The sequence below is a fragment of the Echinicola strongylocentroti genome (genome assembly GCF_003260975.1).
Classification (GTDB): domain Bacteria; phylum Bacteroidota; class Bacteroidia; order Cytophagales; family Cyclobacteriaceae; genus Echinicola; species Echinicola strongylocentroti.
In genome coordinates this window covers 4,920,556-4,942,566 of the sequence record NZ_CP030041.1, presented here as the reverse complement: position 1 = coordinate 4,942,566, position 22,011 = coordinate 4,920,556, and the positions used below count along the sequence as shown (strand labels likewise).

Here is a 22,011-nt window from a genome sequence, read left to right as displayed (position 1 = left end):
TCATCATTCCTTCCAAAACACCGGTGTAATCTGTTGATTTCGTTGGATCTGTTCCCTGTCACCAAGCACCGTCTGGTTTGAAGTCATTTCTGTTTCTGCATAGAAATACCGCTCTGGAAAAACATCTAATGGGGCCATTAACGGTTCCAGTTCGGGCAGTCCCGTCCTTCTATAGTCATTATATGACTCGACACCGTTACCATACATGGCAATCCATTTTTGCATCATTAAAATCTCCATTTTCCCTTGATCATCGGCAGCGTCAAACTCTTCCAATAACCTGTCAATAAATCCTTGTACAGACTCTGGGGAAACAGGAAACGATGTCGACATTTCGTTAATGGTCTCAAAATGGCTCTCAACTGCTTGACGAAGCAACTCACCGGCATCCTCACCGGTATCAAGTGTGAGTGCTGCCTCAGCCCTATAAAATTTCACCATACAGTTGGTAATAAAGGGTTGGACACCTGCTCCGGTACCATCACCGTTTACAAACAGTGCATTGATAAATGAATTGGAGGAGGCCCCTTCTACCGCCCCAATATTATTGAGGTAGATATTGTCCTCCGTCAAGGAGGGTATCACTCCATTATCGTACAGGCCAGCTGCCGGATAAAGACCGGTAATGGCCCTTGTGGTCAAATCTGCCGGTGAGGAGGTGCCATCACCAGGATATCTACCATAATACCCTTCTCCCACTTGTGAATTGGCCAAACCTGCATTTTCGTCAATCCGAAAGATATAATATCGCAGGCGAGGATCGTCCTGTTCCTTTAACCTGTCCACTACCACCATGCTCATATACCCATCCCTGCTAGTAGAATATCCATTTGCATACCATGGATGCCTGGAATTCGGAGCGGTATTGCTTCCATACAAAAAGGTGAAATCGTCTTCATTATCGTTAATGAACTCTCCATTTTCCAGCAGTTCAAGTATGCCCGCACGCGAAGCCGCAGGGTCGACATTCCTGGTCTGAAGTAACAATTTAAGTTTTAGGGAATTGGCCATTTTCACCCATTTCCCCCTATCGCCCTGATAAAACAGGTCCGAAGAACTCAGCACATTAAAGTCCCTTTCCATATCTACCATGGCTTCATCCACCAAGGTCATTAAGTCCTCATAGATAATTGCACCATCATCAAAGACCGGGTCAGGTTCCGTTGCCACTTGGAAATAGGGTGCATTTCCCCATAAGTCCACGATTACACTAAACAAAAAGGCTTTTTGGAGTTTCGCAATGGCCACATACCCCCAATTTTCTTCTACGCTGCCCTGAAGGATGATCGTTTCAAGGTCTGGAATGGCCTCAGTGTAAAAACCAATCCAAGAGCTCTCGAAGGTGGCACCGGTTTGGTTGTATCGATTCAAGCTTCCCGATGCCCGATGCTGGGCCACCGCTGATGCGCCCCGGTTCACCCCGTCAAAATTCCCAACTATAGCCAGTTGTGTTGCCGGCAGGAGCAGATTCGTTTCCGGAACGGTCGGATTGCTGGGATCAGCATTGATATCAATAAACTCTTCACATGAGGACAATCCCAAAATGAAAGTTCCAATGCTTATGGTTGTTTTAATAAATTTAAAGTAGTTCATCATCTTATTTTTATGATTAGAAACTTACGCTTAAGTTGACACCATACCTTTTTGTAGGAGGCACCCCCAATTGGTCATATCCCATGTTATTTGAGGAAGAGGTACTTAATTCAGGGTCATAGTTCATCGCTTCGGGCGTGTTTGGTGCCAAATACCATAGGTTCCTGCCGCTCAAAGAAATATTTACACTTCCAAAAGGAGTACTAGCCAAAAGACTTTTTGGAAATTCATAGCCTAACGAGACCTCTCTTAAACGAATGACCGTGGCATCAAAAACATTGGCCGCATCCAGCCCCCCCGGACCAAAACCTGAGCTAAAAAAGTACTCGTTATAACTGATAGCAGTATTATTGGGAATGGTGTTTCCATTCTCATCCAACAGTGGGGTCCTTGTATTCACATCTCCCATCACTCCTTGATGAATCATATGGGGCCGATCTTCTGAATCCTTGATCATTCCCCTTGCATACATCTGTCCGATAGTCGTTGACAGGATGTCTCCCCCTTGCTTCCAGTCGAACAGGAAATTGAAGTTGATCCCCCTCCATGAAAGAGAATTGCTAAACCCTAGCATAAAATCAGGATTGGGATCACCGATAGGAATGCTGCTCGCAGAAGCAATAGGCTTTGCTGTTTGGGGGTTGACCAGTATTTCCCCGTCTTGGTCCCTGGCATAGCCCGTTCCGTAGATCATCCCATAGGGCATTCCTGCGATGTGGACATTCCCACCATAGGTCAATTGGGCAAAATCACCAATATCCTCAACCTTGTTCCTGTTTCTGGTAAAATTGGCATTTATGTTCCAGTTCAAACCATTGTCAGACATCAATGGACTTGCGGATAGCCCTATTTCCACACCTTTGTTCGATGTTTCTCCCAAGTTGATTATCCGGGTAAGGTAACCTGATGACGGGGCTGCATTCACCACAAAAATCTGGGAGGTACTTTTCTTGTTATAATAAGTAACATCCAAGGTCACCAGACTCTGCCATAACCGTATCTCCGAACCTACTTCAAACTCGGTGATGAATTCAGGCTGTAACTCACTATTGGTCATCAGGTCAGACATAGTCTGGGTACTCACATTGGAGTTATTGGCATTGCTAAAAGGAGAGCCGAGTCCTCCGAATTCTCTATTGGCATTGAATACATTAATGGTCTGATAGGGGCGTGCCTCATTACCTACCTTGGTATAACCTATTCTCAATGAACCAAAATTAACCGTCCTTCCGTTTAGGTTGAATGCCTCGGTAAACTCAAAAGAACCATTAACGCCACCATACAGGTAACTTCTGTTTTCTGCTGGCAACGTGGAAGAAACATCGTTTCTTCCCACAAAATTAATGGATGCGAAAGTCTTGTAATCAAAGGTAAGATCAGCAAAGAAAGCATAGTAACGTTGCTTTACCAGTGCTTGGTTATTGGGAATATCCGCTAATGTAATTGTTGTGGTATTCCGAATATCGTCAATCCCCCTAACAATGATCTGGTCTCCTTGGAAAGCTGTCCTTCTGGTCAACCGTTGATTGATGTTATTCCCAAGAATCGCCCTGAACGACCAATTTTCAGTGGGATTTAATTCGGCGGTTACCAAAAGCGTATTGTCCAGTTCTTGCCGAAAAATATGGTCCGTATTGATCGCACCTGGCGCATACCTGCTTGACCCTTGCCCCAATACGCTGGTGCGCTCATCAGTATAACCGTTGAAGCCAAAGGTATTTTTGACATCCAGCCAAGGGGTGATTTGATTTCCGAGAGAAATATTGCCGTAGTACCTGTTTACCTCGCTGGTGGACAAACTATTCTCTACTGACCAATAAGGGTTATCGATTGCCCGGTAAAACACATTGTCTCCCGTTAAAGGATGTTCATAGGGAAGATTGGTGAGATCATAACTGTTGGCGAGGTAAAGTAAGTTCTCCATAACCGAAGACCTTCCTCCAATTGGAGGGGACTGTTGGTTGGTCTTTACATAACTGATGGTTCCCCTTACGTAAAATCCGTTCTCAAGGTCTGCATTTCCCCCCACATTAAATGAGGTCCTACTCACTTCGTTACCGGGAACTATTCCCTTATTATCCATCCTACTGACCCCGATCATCAAACCACCCTTCTCGTTCCCGGTATTGATGGAAATGGCATTTTCCAATAAGTTTCCTACCCTAAAGAAATCCTTCTGGCTTTCTCCGGCATAGGACTGATACGGCACTTCCAAAGGGGTCACACCGTCAGCTTGGTAAAATTCCGGAAAGTCCTCGGAGGTATAAGAAGGGCTAAGTGGATGAGGGATGGTCTCCCTACTGGAATAGGGACTTCCGTATGATCCATATACTCCAGGACGATAATCCCAACTGGTTCCCTGTCCGAATACCCGCTGGTATTCCGGTAAACCTGAGATACGCTCTTGTGAATAAGAAGAATTAAAGGTGATTTCAAATCCTTTTCTACCTGTCGAACCTGTCTTGGTAGTAATAATTATGGCACCATTTGCCGCTCTAGAACCATAAAGTGCCGCTGCTGCTGCTCCTTTAAGTACAGTCATGCTGGCTATATTATTCGGGTCAATATCAAAACTTCTGTTGGTAGTCGATTGTGCTGACTGCGTCTGGTTCTCGCCATCAACTGGACCAAAAGACGAATTGTCAAAAGGAACCCCATCGACGACAAAAAGTGGTTGGTTGTTATTTCCAAGGGAAGAATTTCCTCGAATGGTGATATTGGTGGTACCACCAGCTACTCCACCTCCACCTTGGATATTGACCCCGGCAATTTTCCCCGTTAATGACCGGATAGGATCAGGCTCGTTCCTTTGGGAAACTTCATCGGAATTCAGTGTGGATACTGAATAACCCAAGGTATTTGAATTCCTCTCTATCCCTGCGGCAGTGACCACAATTTCGTTCAGTCCCTGGACATCATCCTCCATGACCACTTCCAAAAAAGATTGGTCGGACACAGCAATCTCTTGGCTGCCAAAACCTACAAAGGTAAAGACCAATATGATTTCCTCTTCATCTGGGATGGAAATTGAAAATTCTCCATCAATATCAGTTACAGTCCCCATGGTTGTTCCTTTGACCATGACGTTGACTCCCGGAAGAGTCTCTCCCAATGCATCTTTCACCAACCCTTTCAGATCCCTTTCCAAATATGGCTGATCTACTCGCTTTTTCCTGACCGAGATAACCTTATTTATCCGGTTAAACTCGAAAGCGGTTTTTTGTTCAATGGACCTCAAAACATCATCGATAAGCGCTTGATCAAATTTCAATGTTAAGCGAACCGCTCTGAAATCATGGTTTTTATTGTCGAAGGCAAAAACGTAATCGGATTTTGATTCAATAGTATCAAAAATCTCCAATAAGGACTTCTCACTTACATCTATGGATACGGTTTGGCGGGGATATCCCCACTTATCCAAGTAAGTAGTTGCCTGAAGGGGAATAATAAGCAGGACAAGTAAACAGGACGCAATCCCCCCGGCCAATCCAATTTTTAATTGGTTAGGTAAATAAATTTGCATAGTTTTGTTCGAGTTTAATTAAACTTAAATAAGTGATGAGGTAGTCCGAAGACTTGGCAAAGTTTGACTACCTCATTTTTTATGTTTCATAGGCTAGTTATTTTATCAAAATGGTGGAATCATTGATATAGCTATAGTCAATATCCATTACATATTTAAAGGTCTGTAGCACATTTGGTAGAGGTTCTTGATCGAATTCAGCAGTGATGTATTTGTCTGTTGGCAAAGGAGAGTTTACCTGGAAATGTACGTTATAATAGCGTTTTATGACCTCTAATGCTTCTATTAATTCTGTATCCTGAAAAGAGATCACTCCTTCTCTCCATAGAATGGACTTCTCCACATCAGTTTGGGACAGGCTAAACTTTTGGTCCACGCCTTTGAATACCGATTGCCACCCACTTTCTACATCAACAGATTGACCGTTTTCGCTCAACTTCACTTTTCCGGTAAGTACCGATACGGTTATTGGGAATTCTTGAAAAGCCTTTATATTAAAGCTTGTGCCCAGTACAGTAGTCTTTAATTGTCCGGAAATCACCTCAAATGGCCTTAATTTATCAGGAGTCACTTTAAAAAACCCCTCGCCTTCCAACCTTACCTCCCTCTTATTGGATTGAAACCGTTCTGGATATGTAAGTGTACTTCCTGCATTTAAGAACACCTCTGTGCCATCGTCCAATACAATCGACCTATTCTCTCCGAATGGAGCTGTCTCTACTATCCATTTTGTATCTTGGTTCCATAGCTGCGTGCTTCCAGTCCACAACAAAAGGATAATGGCCAATAGACCCAATAACATGTAAGTAGGTATTCGCTCCTTACGAACTACTTCCTCCTTATTACCTTTTGATGTGATTTTCTGAAACATCGTCTCCTTGGTCCTCTCTAGCGCTGTACCTGATCCCATCCCCTCATCTTCCTGCTCTAAATAGGAATCAAAGAATTCGTCTAAAAGCTTGGACTCTTCTGGAGAAAGGCTCCCTTCTACGTACCTTTCCAATAATTTATTGAAATCTTCTTCTTTCACTTCAGCTATTTATAAGTAGGTTCCATTCGCTAGCTCTACCCCTTGAAAAAAATCTAAAAAAATTTTCTAATGCCCCATTCTATACGTTACTGTAAATAATTCAACTCGTCTTTACATAAGCCGTAAACTCATTTCGCAGGGCCTTAAGAGCCGTTGTTATATGTCCTTCAACGGTCTTATTCGAAATCTCCATAATCTCTGCAATTTCCTGATTTGATTTATTTTCAATTCTGCTTAACGTAAATACCCTACGGCATTTGGCTGGCAATCGCCCAATGCACTGTTCTAGGATGAGACTCGTCTCATTAAAGGCGACTGTTTCTTCTACAGTATTCACCAAAAGAAGCTTATCCATTCTTTTCAGGTGTTCATTTCGCGTCTTACTATTTCTAAGGTACTGGAATACCTTAAGCTTGGTAGACCGCATTAGATAATGCCCTATTTGATAAATGGATTGCGCATCACCATCTCTTTTGTTCCAGAGCATGGTAAAAATATCCTGCACCACATCTTCTGCGAGGCTTTTATCTTTTAAAATACTCAAAGACACCTTATACATCCTCATCCAATAATGGTCGTATATGGTTTTAAAATCGGATTGCTTTCCATTTTTCACAAAGCGATCCCAAAATTCCTGCATTTCTTCATTAGAATATTCATGCATAGCTTGTACAATAAAGGGTTGGGGCTAAAAGCAATGATGTGCTTAAAATACTAAGCAGGCCACTTTGGGAATAAGGCTTGGGAACCTAAGGGGCTCCTTGGTTCAAGGTGTTGTTCTAATAGCGTTACTTAAACATAATGAAAATATAATTTTATAGTAAGCCAAATTCAAATAAAAGTAAATTTATTATTTGAATTGCTCATTTATGAAGATAAAATCAATAGCATTTCATTATTTATACCATATAATATTTAGACCTACCCCCTCACCGTCCTATTTCCAAAAACGCGTTATTATCTATTGAGGGAAAATGGATTGAGGCAGCACCTATCGGCAATTTTGAAGTCCCCTGGAAAAAATAACCTTGGAACAGTAATCATGTTTCCCCAATATTCCGACCATCCTGACTGAGGTACTATCAACCATCACCCCCATCCAAAGGCTGCGAGTCCCGAGCACCTTTCCCACCGACTTGAGAGGCTGAAAAGAGGGTTTTGTATACAAAACTACATCTTGCTTTTGCCAAAACGTAATGCATTGTTATGGAAGTAATATCTACTTAACCTGACGGATGTTCTTATTAGATAGCAAAATAAAAATCTATTAAAATGGGGTGTATAGGAATTTATAACATTTAATAGTTGGTAGGGAATGTTCACTTTTGTTTCTTTGAAAGAGAATCTTTCATTTTTAACAGATTGGTTTTTAACTCTTTGATAAGGGATGATGAATTTACTTTCATAAGGTTTTCCTATTTTTGAATGTATTCTTCATCACAAGGTATTGATATATTTACCTCTAATAAACAACACCCACCACACAATATGATTTATGCTTTCCGTCTAAATTCATAACCATTCCGAAGGCAGTAGACTCCTCATTTATCGTTGTTAATATCTATGTGTAAAGACCTCCGCAATCACAACCTCTCGGAGAATACGTTCGTCTGCATTTCACCCTATCACTAACAAAATCTCATTAACGAATAATACCTGAAGGCAGTTTTTGCCAGGTATTTGGGACAGGCTATTAGATACCACTCCCATATCATGGCCTGTCCCATAATACATGTTTTTCTTAGTATGTACAGAGTAGATAATAATCTTCAAAGGGAATAGCCAATTGGACTTTGTTCTTCTTATATAAAGATCCAAAGACAAAACAACTCACTTTTCTACCTTAACACTCTTATTATCTGACATATAGAAAATAATAAATTGGTAAAAAGAATAGCCCTAAAATATAAAAACAGGCAAAAAGACAACAAACCAAATTTTACAAACCACTGATGATTAGACACATAAGCATATTTGGCTTTAAAAAATAATATTATTACCTTTACTCGCGATGTAGGGTCCCTGGTTCGAGCCCAGGTGGGCCCACAAACCCCGGGAAGCCGGGGTTTTTATTTTCTTGGGAAATTAGCTCAGTTGGTTTAGAGCACTACCTCGACAAGGTAGGGGTCACTGGTTCGAGCCCAGTATTTCCCACAATAAATTTGGATTAGTAAAACAGTCAAAAAAACTGCAGCAACTTACTCCTTCCGCATGACAAAACCATTGCTGTGTTCATGGCGTTTGGCCCCACTGGTATTTATTTGGGATCGTTCTTTTTCACTTTGGGGATCGCTGCTTTTTTGAGCTTTTCGTAAGTAAAGGGCCGTGATAAAATCGAAATGTCACTGCCATCAGGTAGGTTATTGACCAAGTTACTGTTAAACTCGGTATCGGTAATCAAGATCGTCGGTATACCTGTAGAATGATAACCACCATAGATTTCCATAAATTCCTCATAAGGAAGTTCTTCATCTACCATATCCACCACCAAGTCTGGCTTTTCCTGTGTATCAGACGCTGAATTCTTTTCTGAACTAGGCGCAATGACATCAAAACCCATCATAGACAGTAATTCCCGTATATTGTCGGTCAAAGGACGATATCCTTTTTTTATCAGCGCTTTATACAACATAATAAAAACTGTTGGCGTATATGTAAACTACATTTAGCTTTTAGTGGTTAATCAAAAAAGAAACTACTATTTGTGGTTCTAGTTTGCTTTTCGTGAACTTATACCAATTTCATTACTTTTCCTAAAATAAACATATATATGTCATTAAAAGCACAATTTGGGGCATCATTACGTAAAAAAGACGTAGAAAAATTCAAGGCGTCGCTGACATGGAAGAACAATAAATTCCATAACCTTTCGCCCACCCTTATGGGGTTTAGCCTTGGAAATCTCCCAGAAATGCTCAAGGACAATTTTTCCATTAGACAAATCAGAATGCCTAAAAAAGCATTGCCCATCAAGCCATTTGCACCGGATCAATTTCATAATGACGACCGAAAACCCAAATTCGTATGGTACGGTCATTCGGTATTGCTGCTTCAGCTAGCAGGCAAAAACATCTTGATAGACCCCATGTTTGGCGATGATGCCTCCCCCATAGCACCGATCAAAACCAAGCGTTTCAGTGACAGCACCATGGACATCATCGATACACTCCCACAGATCGATGCCATCCTGATTACTCACGACCATTATGATCACTTGGACCTCAACAGCATCAAAAAGCTCATTCCCCTAGTCGACCAATGGTTTGTGGCCCTTGGAGTGGCGCGTCACTTGTCCAAATGGGGACTGAACGAATCGCACATTACGGAGCTGGACTGGTGGGACCAAGTTGATTTTAATGGCATCCAAATGACCTATACCCCAAGCAGGCATTTTGCTGGCAGGGGAGCCTTTGACCGGGCGCAGTCGCTATGGGGAGGGTTTGTATTCCAGACAGCCGACCACACCATTTACCACAGCGGTGATGGTGGTTATGACGATCATTTTAAAGAAATTGGTGATAAATACGGGCCATTTGACCTGATGTTTGTAGAGTGTGGCCAATATTATAAACACTGGCCACAGATCCACCTATTTCCGGAACAAAGCATCCAAGCAGGCCTCGACGCCAAGGCCAAGGTGCTTGTACCCATTCACTGGGGAGGTTTTGCCCTGGCTCCGCACCACTGGAAAGATCCTATCCAACGTTTTGTCCAAGCCGCCAAAGAACACGGTCAGGCTATTTTCACACCATCCCTAGGTGCTATATGGACGCTGGACGACTTGGGTACACCTAACAACTGGTGGGAAAATCACGACTGATCACTTCCAAGATAACCGGGGACTTATATTTTTTTCATTCCCCACTCAGGGTACACTATTATTTGGGTGTCTTATTTATATAAGGAATAAAAACAAGTAAATTTAACTGAACATTTAATCCCTACCAGGTGGCGTATTCTTCCGAAAATGCGATCAGTGTACCAATAGACGAAGTCTTGTTTGAAACGTCTTTCAACAGTCACTTTCAAGCCCTGTATGCCTATGCCTGTATGCTGGTCAAAGACGAGGACGAAGCAGAGGAAATCGTACAGACCGTCTTTTTGAAAATCTGGGAAAAGCGCGAAAGCATCGCCATAACTTCCTCATTAAAAGCCTATCTGTACCAGATGGTTTACCGGGATAGCATGAACCATATCAGGCACCAGAAAGTGAAACAAAAGCACCAAGATATCACCCTACACCAAATAAACGACAATGGTCTCCAAATGGATGAAGGCCAGGACCACGAGCTTATGGATGCCCTGAAAAAAGCACTGCAAGGCTTGCCTGAAAAGTGTCGAAAGGTGTTTTTATTGAGCAGGTATGAAACCCTAAAATATCAGGAAATCGCTGATCGACTGGGCATATCCGTAAAAACAGTAGAAACGCACATGGGCAAAGCGCTAAAACACCTTAGGGTAGAATTGGCGGATTTCCTTCCCTTACTAATTATCCTGTTTACCAATAGTTGATCTTATGGACGAAAGCAAATTGATAAAATACATCCTTGAGGAGACTGATCAAGCGGAGAATCAGGAAATCAAACAATGGATAGCGGCACACCCCAATCACAAAAAAAAATATGAAAGGGTCCAATACGTCTGGGAAAAAAGCCAGTTCGTACGTCCTTCCAAAGTAATAAGTACGGAGCAAGCCTGGCAGGATTTCCTTAAAAGAAGAGATCATCGCTCACCCCAAACAACAAAACACGTCAGCCTCTACCCTTGGTACCAAGTGGCTGCTGCTGCGGTTGTTTTTTTGATAGCAACTGCCTTCGTGTATGTGCGCTTTTTGGAACCTGATAATGCCCTGCTTTCCAATATCCATTTGGCTTCCGAACAAAAAACCGTTTCTGACACCCTCTTTGATGGCAGCGTCATTACGCTGAACAAGTCCAGCCAATTGGCTTTTAACCAATCGATCTTCAACAAAGAAAGAAAGGCCAAGCTAGTTAACGGAGAGGCTTTTTTCCAGGTGGAAAAAAATGAAAACCGCCCCTTCCAAGTACAGGCGGGAGAAGTGAAAATCACTGTACTTGGGACGAAGTTTAACGTAAAAAAACATGGTGAACAAGTAGAAGTGATCCTTCAGTCAGGTGCTGTAAGGGTAAACTATGAAGACAAGGAACGGGTTCTCAAACCCGGCGATAAGCTTCTGATCAACCAAGTCAAGGGCCTCTTGACCAGCTCCACGGCTGAAGATGAACTGTACAGCTATTATGTCGGTGATTATTTCGAAGCCAATGACACTCCACTTTGGCGTGTGATAGAGGTATTGAACGAAGCCTACGGTGCCAATATCATCCTTTTAAACGAACGCTTGCGTAATTTACCGCTAACTACTACCTTCAAAAACGATTCGTTGGAAAACAACCTGGAAGTACTTAAAGCCACTTTTGGTTTGACAGTGATCCGAAAGCCTCACCGAATTATCATCAAATAACCGACATTCAGAAACATGGCTTTAATAAGGCTCATAAAACGCATTTTCGTGCTGTTTACGTTACTTTTGGGGTGTAGTTTCACCATATTGGCCCAAGGGAATTTGGATAAACCAGTTGCTTTAGACAACAAACAAAACCTGACGATAGGCCAGGCATTACAGGAGGCCGGCAAAAACCAAGATTTTTTCTTTTCCTACAACAGCGATATTGTGCCTGAAGACAGTATGGTAAATGTAGCCGGTTATGATGGAAACATCAGAAATCTATTGGTAAAAATGCTCGGTGACCGCTATGAGTTTATCGAAACCCCTGGGTACATCGTCATCCGCTATGCCCCCAACCGACTATACTTGGAGGAGGGCGATGATGAGCAAATAGGCAATAACTGGATAGTAAAAGGCAGAATCAAGGACCTTAATAGCAATGAACTGATCGCCTATGCAAGTGTCTATGAGCAAACGATGCTTACGTCTTCCATGACCGACAAGAACGGCTATTTTGAGCTAAAGCTAAAGGATCCCAACGAATCGGTACTTCTCACGGTCAGCAAGGAAGATTATCGTGACACCACCTTTATGCTTCTTCCTCCTTTTGACATAGAAGCTTCCCGAAAAAAGGCCAAACTGCACTACTACCCAAACGGTGACGAGCAAAACCTCCAAAGCACCTTTTTTGGTCGGATGATGATCGGCTTTAGACAGCAAATGCAAGGCTTGAATATCGGTAATTTCTTCGCTGAAATGCCCGCCCAAGTGTCCTTGGTTCCTCGGCTGAGCACTCATGGGATGATGAACAGCCAGACCATCAACCATGCTTCTTTTAATATTATCGGTGGATATACTGCTGGCACCAACGGTGTGGAATTGGGCGGAATTTTCAATATAAACCGTAAAGACGCCAACTACCTACAAGTGGCAGGTGTTTTTAATCTTGTGGGAGGAAATGTTTCGGGTGTCCAGCTGGCCGGATTATCCAATAGGGCATTGGGAAAAGCCTCTGGTTTTCAGGCAGCAGGCCTTTATAATCACACAGGGCCTTTTACCGGCTTTCAATTGGCCGGACTCTACAATGAAGCAGCCTCCTCCACAGGCCTCCAAATGGCCGGTTTGATGAACATCAGTGAAGGAAACACCGACAACCAAATATCGGGACTGATCAATATCGGCAAAAACGTCACCGGCTTCCAACTCACCTCTCTCCTGAACATAGCCGACTCAAGCGCTTATCCCATTGGTCTTATCAATATCATCAAAACTGGCGAAAAAAGCTTTACGCTAGGTTATGATGAGTTGAAATATTCTATGTTTACCGTTCGGACTGGTGGTACTTACAGTTATGGAATTGTCGGCCTTGCCCATGCCACAGAAGATCGCACCTATAACTGGGCAATAGATGCCGGCCTTGGCCTCCATTTGGTCAATACGAAGTGGTTTGACCTGGATGGGGAATTGGTATCGAGAACTTCATTTGGCCCTCCAGAAACTACCCTTAGCCTAGCATCCATGAAATTGCTACCTGCTTTCTCTCCACATAAAAACATCAAACTGTTTTGTGGTCCTTCGCTGAATTTCTTGATGAGACAAAATCCTGAAGAAAACCACATCCCCGGCTGGGTCATCGAAGACAATTCCAATGCCACAGCCGTTCAGGCTTGGTATATGGGCTTGAGTGTCGGGTTGCAATTCGTCATTATCTAGCTGCCAATCACTTGGCGCCAGTTGTCCCGACAGCTGTGCTGCTGAACCACGAACATTGGGTCTTTAACGCAATACCACTGCTTTTACGATTTTAGATTCACCTCATAGACACATAGGGCACAATAGGGGTCATTCACCGGGTTAGCTTAGTGGTATCTTCACTGTTTTAGTCTGCTATTAAGGGTAGGCCACAAAGGCTCCAAGGCACTAAGGTTTTTTTTGCAATAAGGGCACCGACTGCATGACACTTCCCAACTCACCCCCTTGGTGACTTCGTGCCTTCGTGGCAATAAACTAAGCCACAAAGGTGCCAAGGCACTAAGGTTTTTTTGCAATAAGGGCACCCACTGCATGACACTTCCCAACTCACCTCTTGGTGACTTCGTGTCTTCGTGGCAATAAAATAAGCCATCAAGCCATCAAAATAACCTCTACGCCAAGAAGGCTGCTTTTTTTCTTCTTGATACTTTTTTTCAAAACCTGTCAGGGTAATGTCGTCCTGGCGTGTCTTAGATACAAAGCAATAATAATCAATATTCATGAAAACTATTCGAACCTTATTAGTAGCTGTATCGGTACTGATCAGCCAGTGGTCATATGGGCAAAACGACTCTATTCCCATTTATACTGTCATGTACAACCAAGCTCCAGAGGGCTTTAATTACCCATTGATCGGTTTTGTCAACAATGCCATAGGAAGCCATAAAGGTGCCCAAATTGGCTTTATCAACACCAATAGCGGAGCTTTCACTGGCGCACAGGTTGGTTTTGTCAATACCATCGGAGCGTATCAAAATGGCCTACAAGTCGGCTTTGTAAACACCACCAATGGCCCTGTAAACGGCATGCAAGCAGGCTTTATCAATACCAGTACTGATTCAGTCAACGGCACCCAACTAGGTTTTATCAATACGCAAGTGCATGAGTCTACCGGTCTTCAGGCAGGTTTTATCAATACCTCCACCGGAAAACTAAACGGTGCTCAGCTGGGCTTTGTCAACCTCAATCCAAAAGAAGTGACAGGAGCCCAAATTGGTTTTGTCAATACTACTGGAAAACTCAGTACCTTGCAGTTGGGATTCGTAAACTATGCCGATTCCCTCAAAAAAGGTGGGCTACCTATCGGTTTTCTGTCCATCGTAAGAAAAGGAGGCTATCAGGCCATTGAGGTTAGTTATAACGAATTGTTCCCCTATAACCTGTCTGTAAAAATTGGCATCCCGGCCTTCTACACCACTTTTAACGGATCCTTCAACCCTGATTTTGAGGATGAATTTGCCGTCGGTGCTGGTTTGGGAAGCATTATCTCTGTTGGTCCAGTATTTTTCATAAATCCAGAGGCATATTACCAATATCAGGTCCACGCCGAAAACAACATTACCCGGGCAAGTTTTAATATTGGAGCCAACCTCAGCCCTCGTGTCCAGTTTGTGGCCGGACCAAGTGCCTCGTGGATCTGGTATGCCGATGATTATGATGTCATAGATCCTGCCTTTTCTTTTTACAGGGAGCGGTTTGATGAAAACGACGAACTGATTATAGGACTCAATGCCGCACTAAGGATTAAATTATCAAAATAAGCCCACTCCTGCCATGGCAAATAACCAAGGCAGGAGTTACACCCTTTACTTTCTGCTCTCCACCTCACGTAGTAAACGTACTAAAATCGGGATATTTGGATAAACTGTTAGGTTCTCGACTTCCTCCAATCCAATAAACCGAAGAGCTACACACTCCGCAGAAGGGATAAAGTCCAATTGAGAAATCTTGGCTCGGTAGATGACATTGGCAGCAGGCAATCCCTTGGGATTGGTGAAAGTGAAAAAGAACGCTGGATCATCAGCTATAACCTCCGGAACAATCCCCATCTCCTCCTGCATTTCCCGATTTAATCCTTGGTGTGGCAATTCACCATGATCCAAACCTCCACCGGGCAAATCCCACATTCCATTATCTTCTCTTATCAATAAAAAACGACCTTCCTCGTCTAGGATAAGTGCCTTTACGCTAATTCTGTAAAAACATTCAGGGATAGTTATCATCGTCAAAAGTCTTGAATTGGTTTCCGCTAAGAAAGATACAGGATAATCACTCCTGAAACCATATGCCTTTTTTACCAACATACAGGTTTTTTGGGTCTGAAGAAGATGCCCTTGATTTTAACCAGTCGGTGGTCTTCTGCACAAACCCCTTGTTTTGCTCTTGTTGCCTTGTTCTTAATAGTGTCCTCACAAAAGCTTGGAGCTCCGCAGTTTGAAATTGGCTCAAAACAACACCTTGGCTGTCCAAACTATCAACGGGCAACGATTGCTGCCTACCAATTCCAAAATATGCCGTGTCCGAAGTATAAAGCAGCCGTTCATCTGTTAATTCACGATAAAGGGCTTTAGCAAGCATACTCTCTGGCTTTACCGTCAACTTATAGGCATACTTATCGTTTACTTTCTGGTCATAAATCCAAACCCCGGAATCCAAGGCCGGAAGCCTTCTGCTTTTGGGATAGATCACTGAATCGTATCCCTCCCCCTTTGCTCCAATGAAATGCTCCAAATCAATAAACTTTGGCTCAAATGGATAAAACAACCCTTGATAAAACCGACTATAGGCCAACCGATCACTATAGATCAGTTCAATTGAATCAGTATCAATATGCCCGTAACTTACCAAACGGACACTGTCCAGGTAATTTTCTGGGTGGAATTCCCTGAATACAACCCTGACCGTATCGAAAGGCTCTGGCAAAACTCCTCCTTCTTTGAGTTGGGTGATCATCTCATTGTATTGGCGGCAATAATCAAATGCGCTCTCCACCCAATAATCCACCCTACTACTCGAATCCTTTAATGAAATCTCATCCAATACATCACCAAAATCAAGCGAATACCTCAACTGTTTCAAAAGCTCCACCTCCTGCCGATCAAGCAGGCTATCTGCCGCAATGTCTGTTGTCAGCTTGGAGAAAAAACCAAATGGATAACTACCCTCTTGATATGGATATCTCCCCAAGTCCTTTAACAGCTGCTTTACCACCTTCCTATTCTCGTCCGCAAAGCCCCCATTGACAGACCGATTGTGGACAGTGCTGCTCAACGAGTCGATTTTACGGACCTCTAGCTCCAATAAAGAATCCAACATAAACGCCTCCGCATAGGTAATCAGTTCATCCCGCCCCACTTCCCTCGCAAAAGAGGTAAATGGGCTACTGTGAAATATGACCTGCTCGATTTTATTTCCAGTCACTAAGCTGAAAAAAGCCTTTAACGTTTCTTGGCCTTGCTGGTGGGCATTCTCCAAAATACGTGCCTGATAGGCCTGAACGGTCAGTTTTTCGATACAATATTGTTTTACCCTTTTGGCATCATGAAAATCTACAGGACCACGATCGTCCAAAATCTGAAAGCCCGGAATGCCCTTTTCTGGAACAAACCATGGATTGATATCCGCATTCAGTATTTTTGGCGCTATACCGATCAGATGAACAATACCGCTTTCCTTATAATAGACGATGGATTCGGGCCCCAGCTCACTGAAATCAAAACCAGCCTTCACCCAACCCCTACCGATCATCGTCAGTTTTTTACGGGATTCCCTCCTGCTCAAGGATTCCTGAAATTGGTAATAAAAATCTTCCATAAACTTACCCCAGTTTTTCTCCAGCACGGAGTGCAAGGCAGGGTTACGGTAGAGCACCAATAACGTAGCACCAATATCCCGGTCACTAGGAAGATCATCCAAATTTTTACCGTCCAAATGACGCCATAAAAACCCCACCAGACTGGAATAATAAGGATCAATGGTCAATTCCTCCAAGCTTTCGAGATACTCCAATTTGTCCAGGATATTTCGGCTGTCCACATCATGTTTTACTTTCCTCCTCCAACTGCTGGTCTTCTCCCCTTCCCTGTACTCGTCTACTCTTTGGTCCACAGGAATATCCTGAAAATCCCTTAGATTTTGGAGGGCCACTAAGAGGTCTCCATAAAGCAGCGCTACTTGGTTTTTGATTTCCTCTTCTTCCAGGGGATTGAGACGGGCTTCTTCTATAGAGGAGATGACCTCTCCATAGTACTCGGCAGTGACCAGTTCTTGGATTTCATTGACCTCGGTGACCAGATTAGAGGTATCTTCGAGCCGTAGTCCTCCTCCAAAAATCCCCATGGGATTCCACCAAAACAACAGGATCACCAAGGCGAATACCAGCAGGATATCAATAATTAATCGCCAATATTTGACCAATAAGCTTATCATGGGTTGACTAATTGGTCAGGCTCTTCCAACAGGTTCACTTGAGGGATCAGTAGGTCATCACTTTTAAAAGCAATGTAGATCTCTCGGTACCCCAGGGATTTCAGCAAGGTTTCAAACATTTTTCGGGTGTGCTGCTGAGAGGTTTTGACGATCCCCATGTATTGCAAATTGGAGCGTATATCCAGCTCTGCAAGCCTAAAAAACTCCTCCTGATCTCTTACCCTTATGGTATTCAGGAAAGCCTTGGTGTCAGAGATAAGACTGTCCTCCCGAAACGAAGCAGGTGGATAGGAAAAATTAACCACTTCTATCGGAGGGAGCTTAAGCGAAATCATCTCTCCTTTGATCGTGACATCTTCAGCACTGAGACTGCTGAGGTCCACCCCAGTCTTTACGCTGGCTTTGGAATAGGCCAAAAAACGGGCTTGGCTAATATCCAAAAACAGGAGCTTTTTCGTCTTGGTACCGAAGACTACCTTATCGATCAAAAACTCCGTGGTGGCCAGGTCACTCGCCTGCTGGATCTTGCCCACCACCATGGCTCGATCGTCTTTCTTGCAGCCGGACAAAAACACCATCACTAACAGCCAAGACCAATATGTGGCACAGCATTTCATATTCCTTGTGACTTAAATCGGTGGTAGGCAGCAGCCAGCTTTTTGTCATAGTTGTTCATTTTATAACCACGGCCGTTATAGCCATAGGCAAAGGAAGCCCAATCATAATTCCCGTTATTCTCCTCTGAAATAAAGCTTACCAATGGCTTCCCATTGAGTTTTTTGGTCTGTATAAATGCCAAAAAGTCCAAAAAATGATAACTTTCAGCTTCATGTTGCTTCTGCTCAAAATCCTTCCAATCCTTGTAATTCCTTCCTTTGATATAATGGTCCAGGTTTTCGCCCAAGATCTGGAACAACCCCCAACTAGCTGAATATACCGCAGCTTTATCATTGATCCCCTTGCATATTTCCTTGGCTTTCTCCAAGCGTTTATACTCCTCGGCTCCCAAGAGATAATGCTCCCTGGACCATGATGGGTATACGATATCGGGATACTGCTTTTGGAGCTCCTCTAGCTCGGCTTGGGTCTTGCCCACTTTGCTGAGCCAATACCAGAACTTATGGCCTTCAAAGAGTATTTTGGCCTTTCCATCCGGTAGGTGTCCCCTGCCCGAGGACTCTACCGCCACTACTGCCTTGATCACCGGAAAGGACAATTTGATCTCCTTTTCATTCCATAGCTTTTCCAAAGCCTCCTTGATTTCTTCGTCAGCCAAGACTTTCTGTGTGGTATTGTCCCTGATCTGGACATAGGCCGACCCCATGGACTCCATCATTTCGGGTCCCTTGAGCAAGGCTTTCTTCAGGCCTGTCAATGGCTTGGAAGCACTTTCTGGCTGGTTGATTTCTTTGAATATCAAATCCTCCTCTCGAAATGCCTGATCATCCATCCCTACCGGATCAGAAACAGGAAAATCAAAATGGGCAGTGGAAGAAGTTTGCGGGGAAGTGCTCGGGCTACTGTCCGTCGGAGCTGAAGGCGGTTCTTTGCTTTTGTCTGAGGAAATGGCCCAGCGATCCCGTAAGTATTTTAATGACCTGTCCCCAAAATAAAAAGCGATCATCATCAAGAAGGCCGTCTCAAAAAATTCAAATTGTTTTGCCCTTAGCGCCATTTCTGCATTGGTGATATAGTCCATACCATAGCTACTGATCAGCAGGGACATCCCACCAATCAACAACGTAAATGCAATCATTCCCCTCACCGTGCCGGGAGGAAGTCCAAAGGTCTGGCTTCTGTAGGGATTGTATAACGGTTCTGCAATTTCCGAATCCACTTGCTCCACTCCATAAACACTCATCTCTTTGGCCTTGGCTATCTTTTCCCACTCCTCGTCTGTTAAGCCATAATTGATATTGTAAAAATAAACCGACCAAACAAAATAGATCATAAATACCGCTACCCATATCACTGTCATCAGCAATCCTACAATCCGATAGGGGTTTCCCCCTTCTACATAGGAAATAAAGCCATACATAATCCCCAACACGGCCAGCAAAATGGCAAAAATCACCGTTCCTTTAAAAAACACATCATGGTACTTATTCCGATAGATCTTTCGTTTTTCATCGGGGGTCCTAAAATACCGTGCAATGACGCCATAGATCATCCCCATACCAATGACGATGATGATCCCTACAGCTAAAAACATATAGCCCTTAAAAATAGGCGCTACAAATATCCCCAAGAGCAGGATCATCACGATGATGGTGATGACCTGAATGATGGGAAGGCGATGTTTGGAAATAAACTGTATCATATGGTGGCAATTTTACTTTTCTTGATCCAGTCTTCGTCGTGAACCTGGATGGTTACCTGCTCATTGGTCTGCAATAAGCCGTGGATAATTTTATAAAATTTCTCATAGGTCAAGGTCGATTGGACTATCGACCTGGGAAGACCTGCACTGACCCCATCGGCAATCAGAACACATCCGCTGGTGTCGGAATGGGTATTGCCTATGTGGATACAAATCTGACTGAAATCAGGAACGTCCTTGATCTCCAAATGGAAATCAAACCATGGCATACGATGGCGGTACCTCTCCGTCATGGGCGTAACCTGCCTATTAAAATCCAACTGGTATTTACCTGCCGGTATCCGTGTCTCATGCTTCACTTTTTCCACCCTGAAAGTATCCTCCAAGGTGTAGGCAAAAAATTTATTGCGAAGAAACAGCAATCCCAACGTCGTCTCACCATCATCCATATAACGCAAAACCGTCACCGTCCCAGCGGCCAATGGCTTCCCTTCCTGCTGTGCGGCCCCCAGCTGCCCTTCCAATTGGTGAATCTTTTGCTCCAACTTGTCCACTTCGGCTGAGTCTGGCGTCTTTTTCAGCTGCGGCAAGACTGCGCTACTTGGTTTCTTTGGTGGTTCGTCCTTTATAAAGGCCTTTTTGACCGATCGAAAGCCCTTTTCGCCCAATGCCACAATGTACCCGATAAAGCCTACCAGGTAAAGCCAGATAGTTGATATCAATTCAGGATTGGTAATAAATACCAGAACCAACACCAACACCATGGCAACGACCAAAAGTCCCACAAATCGTTTCATAGTAACCGTTCATTGAAAGATGCATTGGAAAAATAGTTGGAAAAGTCCCTAGACCGTGTTCTAGTAAAATTTAATCAATAATCACCAGAGATCAAACAAAATAATCCATTAACCATCAATTATTTACCAAAATAAATAAGGAATTACTAAATCCATTTTATTTAAAATAAAACTCGTTTATAAGGCTCTGGCAAAATTCCATCAGCTTGTGTAACGATCCCATCTAAAAGTACTGGGTAAATTGATTATGGATTTTCCACTATCGTGCCCTCCTATGTGCCTAATGGGGTTGTCTGATAAGTTAGCTGTTTTATGTTACTCTGTTTCGGTGTCTTAGAAGCTGGGTTAAAACCAACGCTGGTTGCGCATTCTGGTGGTTTTAGGAGAAATATAATACCCTATCGAAATTTCGTGTGAGTTATTGCGATAGCTGTCCAGCACATTAAGATTATGATCATAAGCATAGCCAATGCGTAAATTATTGGTCGCAAAAAACTCAATGATCATGGCGAGGGAATTCCTGTTGCTTAGGTTTTCAGGCAAATTATCTTTGCCCAATTTCATATTGGAGCGGTAGGAGCCGCCCAGCCATACCCTTTCAAAAAACAAGAACATGGCATTCAGGTCATAACTCGTGGGGGCACCTTTTACTTCTTTGATCAAAAACGAGGGTTTTATCTGGACATTTTCGGAGATCGGAAGGATCGCTCCTGCCGTCAGATAGTAGTGAAAGTCATGGTAGGCCAAGGCAATATCCTCCCTCTCGAGGGACTTTTTACCCACTAAATTATACATGCTCAGTCCAGCATAAAACCGAGGGGTGTTAAAGAAAATCCCAGCGTTCATATTAGGTGTAAATAAGTTCACCCTTCCCACTGGTAGCTCAGTATCTGGGTGATCATTGGGATCCAGCATGGAGCCATCAATGGCGTATTCTGATACCCCGGCACTTACTCCCAAGCCCAAAAATGACCGCATGCCCGTCTGTATCCGATAAGCATAGGTCAGTAAAACCCCATTGGTCGTGACGGGGCCTAGTCGATCACTCAACACCGAAAAGCCAAACCCCATCGTACCTTCATTGGCACTGAAATCACCCGTAACGGTAAAGGTTTTGGGAGCCCCTGGGAAGTTGACCCACTGACTCCTGTAGGTGGACTGGATATAAGATTCACCTTTATAGCCTGCATATCCTGGGTTGATATGTAGGCCATTGAACATGTACTGGCTGAATTGTGGTAATTGTTGGGCATAACCTGAAATGATTGTCATCATTCCCAGTCCAAAAGCAAACGTGATTATTTGTAACAGCTTTTTCAT

General features: G+C 43.4%; 16 protein-coding genes and 1 tRNA gene. 6 read left to right on the top strand and 11 right to left on the bottom strand.

Annotated features, from left to right (window positions below):
* Positions 1 to 3: 3 nt before the first annotated feature.
* The 4 genes from DN752_RS19415 to DN752_RS19400 all read right to left on the bottom strand — a co-directional run bounded on the left by DN752_RS19415 (position 4) and on the right by DN752_RS19400 (position 6,810).
* On the bottom strand, positions 4 to 1,596 hold the full coding sequence (locus DN752_RS19415) for a SusD/RagB family nutrient-binding outer membrane lipoprotein (RefSeq protein ID WP_112785505.1): 1,593 nt from the start codon (positions 1,594 to 1,596) through the stop codon (positions 4 to 6).
* Positions 1,597 to 1,609: 13 nt separating this feature from the next.
* The gene (locus DN752_RS19410; RefSeq protein WP_112785504.1) at positions 1,610 to 5,116 is read right to left on the bottom strand and encodes a SusC/RagA family TonB-linked outer membrane protein; all 3,507 of its coding nucleotides are present in this window, start codon (positions 5,114 to 5,116) and stop codon (positions 1,610 to 1,612) included.
* A gap of 97 nt (positions 5,117 to 5,213) precedes the next feature.
* Positions 5,214 to 6,146: a FecR family protein gene (locus tag DN752_RS19405; protein WP_112785503.1), complete on the bottom strand. Its 933-nt coding sequence runs from the start codon at positions 6,144 to 6,146 to the stop codon at positions 5,214 to 5,216.
* A 100-nt stretch (positions 6,147 to 6,246) separates the two neighbouring features.
* Entirely contained in the window at positions 6,247 to 6,810 is a 564-nt protein-coding gene (locus tag DN752_RS19400) for an RNA polymerase sigma-70 factor (protein WP_112785502.1), read from the bottom strand.
* Between the two features lie 1,415 nt (positions 6,811 to 8,225).
* Between DN752_RS19400 and DN752_RS19395 the strand changes: the two genes are divergently transcribed.
* Positions 8,226 to 8,300, top strand: a tRNA-Val gene (locus tag DN752_RS19395).
* A 103-nt stretch (positions 8,301 to 8,403) separates the two neighbouring features.
* On the opposite strand, the gene DN752_RS19390 is transcribed toward DN752_RS19395, so the two are convergent.
* Positions 8,404 to 8,778: a hypothetical protein gene (locus DN752_RS19390; protein ID WP_112785501.1), complete on the bottom strand. Its 375-nt coding sequence runs from the start codon at positions 8,776 to 8,778 to the stop codon at positions 8,404 to 8,406.
* 138 nt (positions 8,779 to 8,916) lie between these two features.
* On the opposite strand from DN752_RS19390, the gene DN752_RS19385 reads away from it, so the two are divergent.
* The 5 genes from DN752_RS19385 to DN752_RS19360 all read left to right on the top strand — a co-directional run bounded on the left by DN752_RS19385 (position 8,917) and on the right by DN752_RS19360 (position 14,906).
* Positions 8,917 to 9,966: an MBL fold metallo-hydrolase gene (locus DN752_RS19385; RefSeq protein WP_112785500.1), complete on the top strand. Its 1,050-nt coding sequence runs from the start codon at positions 8,917 to 8,919 to the stop codon at positions 9,964 to 9,966.
* 128 nt (positions 9,967 to 10,094) lie between these two features.
* Positions 10,095 to 10,658: an RNA polymerase sigma-70 factor gene (locus DN752_RS19380; RefSeq protein WP_112785499.1), complete on the top strand. Its 564-nt coding sequence runs from the start codon at positions 10,095 to 10,097 to the stop codon at positions 10,656 to 10,658.
* Between the two features lie 4 nt (positions 10,659 to 10,662).
* Complete coding sequence (locus DN752_RS19375) at positions 10,663 to 11,628, top strand: FecR family protein (protein WP_112785498.1); 966 nt, start codon at positions 10,663 to 10,665, stop codon at positions 11,626 to 11,628.
* A gap of 48 nt (positions 11,629 to 11,676) precedes the next feature.
* Positions 11,677 to 13,326: a carboxypeptidase-like regulatory domain-containing protein gene (locus tag DN752_RS19370; RefSeq protein WP_245949320.1), complete on the top strand. Its 1,650-nt coding sequence runs from the start codon at positions 11,677 to 11,679 to the stop codon at positions 13,324 to 13,326.
* 539 nt (positions 13,327 to 13,865) lie between these two features.
* Positions 13,866 to 14,906, top strand: a complete 1,041-nt coding sequence (locus DN752_RS19360) for an LA_2272 family surface repeat-containing protein (protein ID WP_112785495.1) — start codon at positions 13,866 to 13,868, stop codon at positions 14,904 to 14,906.
* 45 nt (positions 14,907 to 14,951) lie between these two features.
* On the opposite strand, the gene DN752_RS19355 is transcribed toward DN752_RS19360, so the two are convergent.
* The 6 genes from DN752_RS19355 to DN752_RS19330 form a co-directional block, all read right to left on the bottom strand.
* Positions 14,952 to 15,368 carry an NUDIX hydrolase gene (locus tag DN752_RS19355; RefSeq protein WP_112785494.1) on the bottom strand — a complete coding sequence of 139 codons (417 nt, stop codon included), beginning with the start codon at positions 15,366 to 15,368 and terminating at the stop codon, positions 14,952 to 14,954.
* Positions 15,369 to 15,414: 46 nt separating this feature from the next.
* Positions 15,415 to 17,574 carry a DUF4230 domain-containing protein gene (locus DN752_RS19350; RefSeq protein ID WP_112785493.1) on the bottom strand — a complete coding sequence of 720 codons (2,160 nt, stop codon included), beginning with the start codon at positions 17,572 to 17,574 and terminating at the stop codon, positions 15,415 to 15,417.
* Complete coding sequence (locus DN752_RS19345) at positions 17,571 to 18,191, bottom strand: DUF4230 domain-containing protein (protein ID WP_112785492.1); 621 nt, start codon at positions 18,189 to 18,191, stop codon at positions 17,571 to 17,573. The genes DN752_RS19350 and DN752_RS19345 overlap by 4 nt, the downstream gene beginning before the upstream one ends.
* Complete coding sequence (locus DN752_RS19340) at positions 18,188 to 19,894, bottom strand: N-acetylmuramidase family protein (protein WP_112785491.1); 1,707 nt, start codon at positions 19,892 to 19,894, stop codon at positions 18,188 to 18,190. Before DN752_RS19340 ends, DN752_RS19345 begins: the two co-directional genes overlap by 4 nt.
* Complete coding sequence (locus DN752_RS19335; RefSeq protein ID WP_112785490.1) at positions 19,891 to 20,691, bottom strand: DUF5675 family protein; 801 nt, start codon at positions 20,689 to 20,691, stop codon at positions 19,891 to 19,893. Before DN752_RS19335 ends, DN752_RS19340 begins: the two co-directional genes overlap by 4 nt.
* Before the next feature lie 345 nt (positions 20,692 to 21,036).
* The gene (locus DN752_RS19330; RefSeq protein ID WP_112785489.1) at positions 21,037 to 22,011 is read right to left on the bottom strand and encodes a PorP/SprF family type IX secretion system membrane protein; all 975 of its coding nucleotides are present in this window, start codon (positions 22,009 to 22,011) and stop codon (positions 21,037 to 21,039) included.

Bases quoted from the DNA above. Each gene is read 5' to 3' on its own strand.
- DN752_RS19385 (WP_112785500.1), top strand. From the start codon at position 8,917: ATGTCATTAAAAGCACAATTTGGGGCATCATTACGTAAAAAAGACGTA.
- DN752_RS19340 (WP_112785491.1), bottom strand. From the start codon at position 19,894: ATGATACAGTTTATTTCCAAACATCGCCTTCCCATCATTCAGGTCATC.
- DN752_RS19330 (WP_112785489.1), bottom strand. From the start codon at position 22,011: ATGAAAAAGCTGTTACAAATAATCACGTTTGCTTTTGGACTGGGAATG.
- DN752_RS19400 (WP_112785502.1), bottom strand. From the start codon at position 6,810: ATGCATGAATATTCTAATGAAGAAATGCAGGAATTTTGGGATCGCTTT.
- DN752_RS19390 (WP_112785501.1), bottom strand. From the start codon at position 8,778: ATGTTGTATAAAGCGCTGATAAAAAAAGGATATCGTCCTTTGACCGAC.
- DN752_RS19350 (WP_112785493.1), bottom strand. From the start codon at position 17,574: ATGATAAGCTTATTGGTCAAATATTGGCGATTAATTATTGATATCCTG.
- DN752_RS19335 (WP_112785490.1), bottom strand. From the start codon at position 20,691: ATGAAACGATTTGTGGGACTTTTGGTCGTTGCCATGGTGTTGGTGTTG.
- DN752_RS19410 (WP_112785504.1), bottom strand. From the start codon at position 5,116: ATGCAAATTTATTTACCTAACCAATTAAAAATTGGATTGGCCGGGGGG.
- DN752_RS19355 (WP_112785494.1), bottom strand. From the start codon at position 15,368: ATGATAACTATCCCTGAATGTTTTTACAGAATTAGCGTAAAGGCACTT.
- DN752_RS19360 (WP_112785495.1), top strand. From the start codon at position 13,866: ATGAAAACTATTCGAACCTTATTAGTAGCTGTATCGGTACTGATCAGC.
- DN752_RS19415 (WP_112785505.1), bottom strand. From the start codon at position 1,596: ATGATGAACTACTTTAAATTTATTAAAACAACCATAAGCATTGGAACT.
- DN752_RS19375 (WP_112785498.1), top strand. From the start codon at position 10,663: ATGGACGAAAGCAAATTGATAAAATACATCCTTGAGGAGACTGATCAA.
- DN752_RS19345 (WP_112785492.1), bottom strand. From the start codon at position 18,191: ATGAAATGCTGTGCCACATATTGGTCTTGGCTGTTAGTGATGGTGTTT.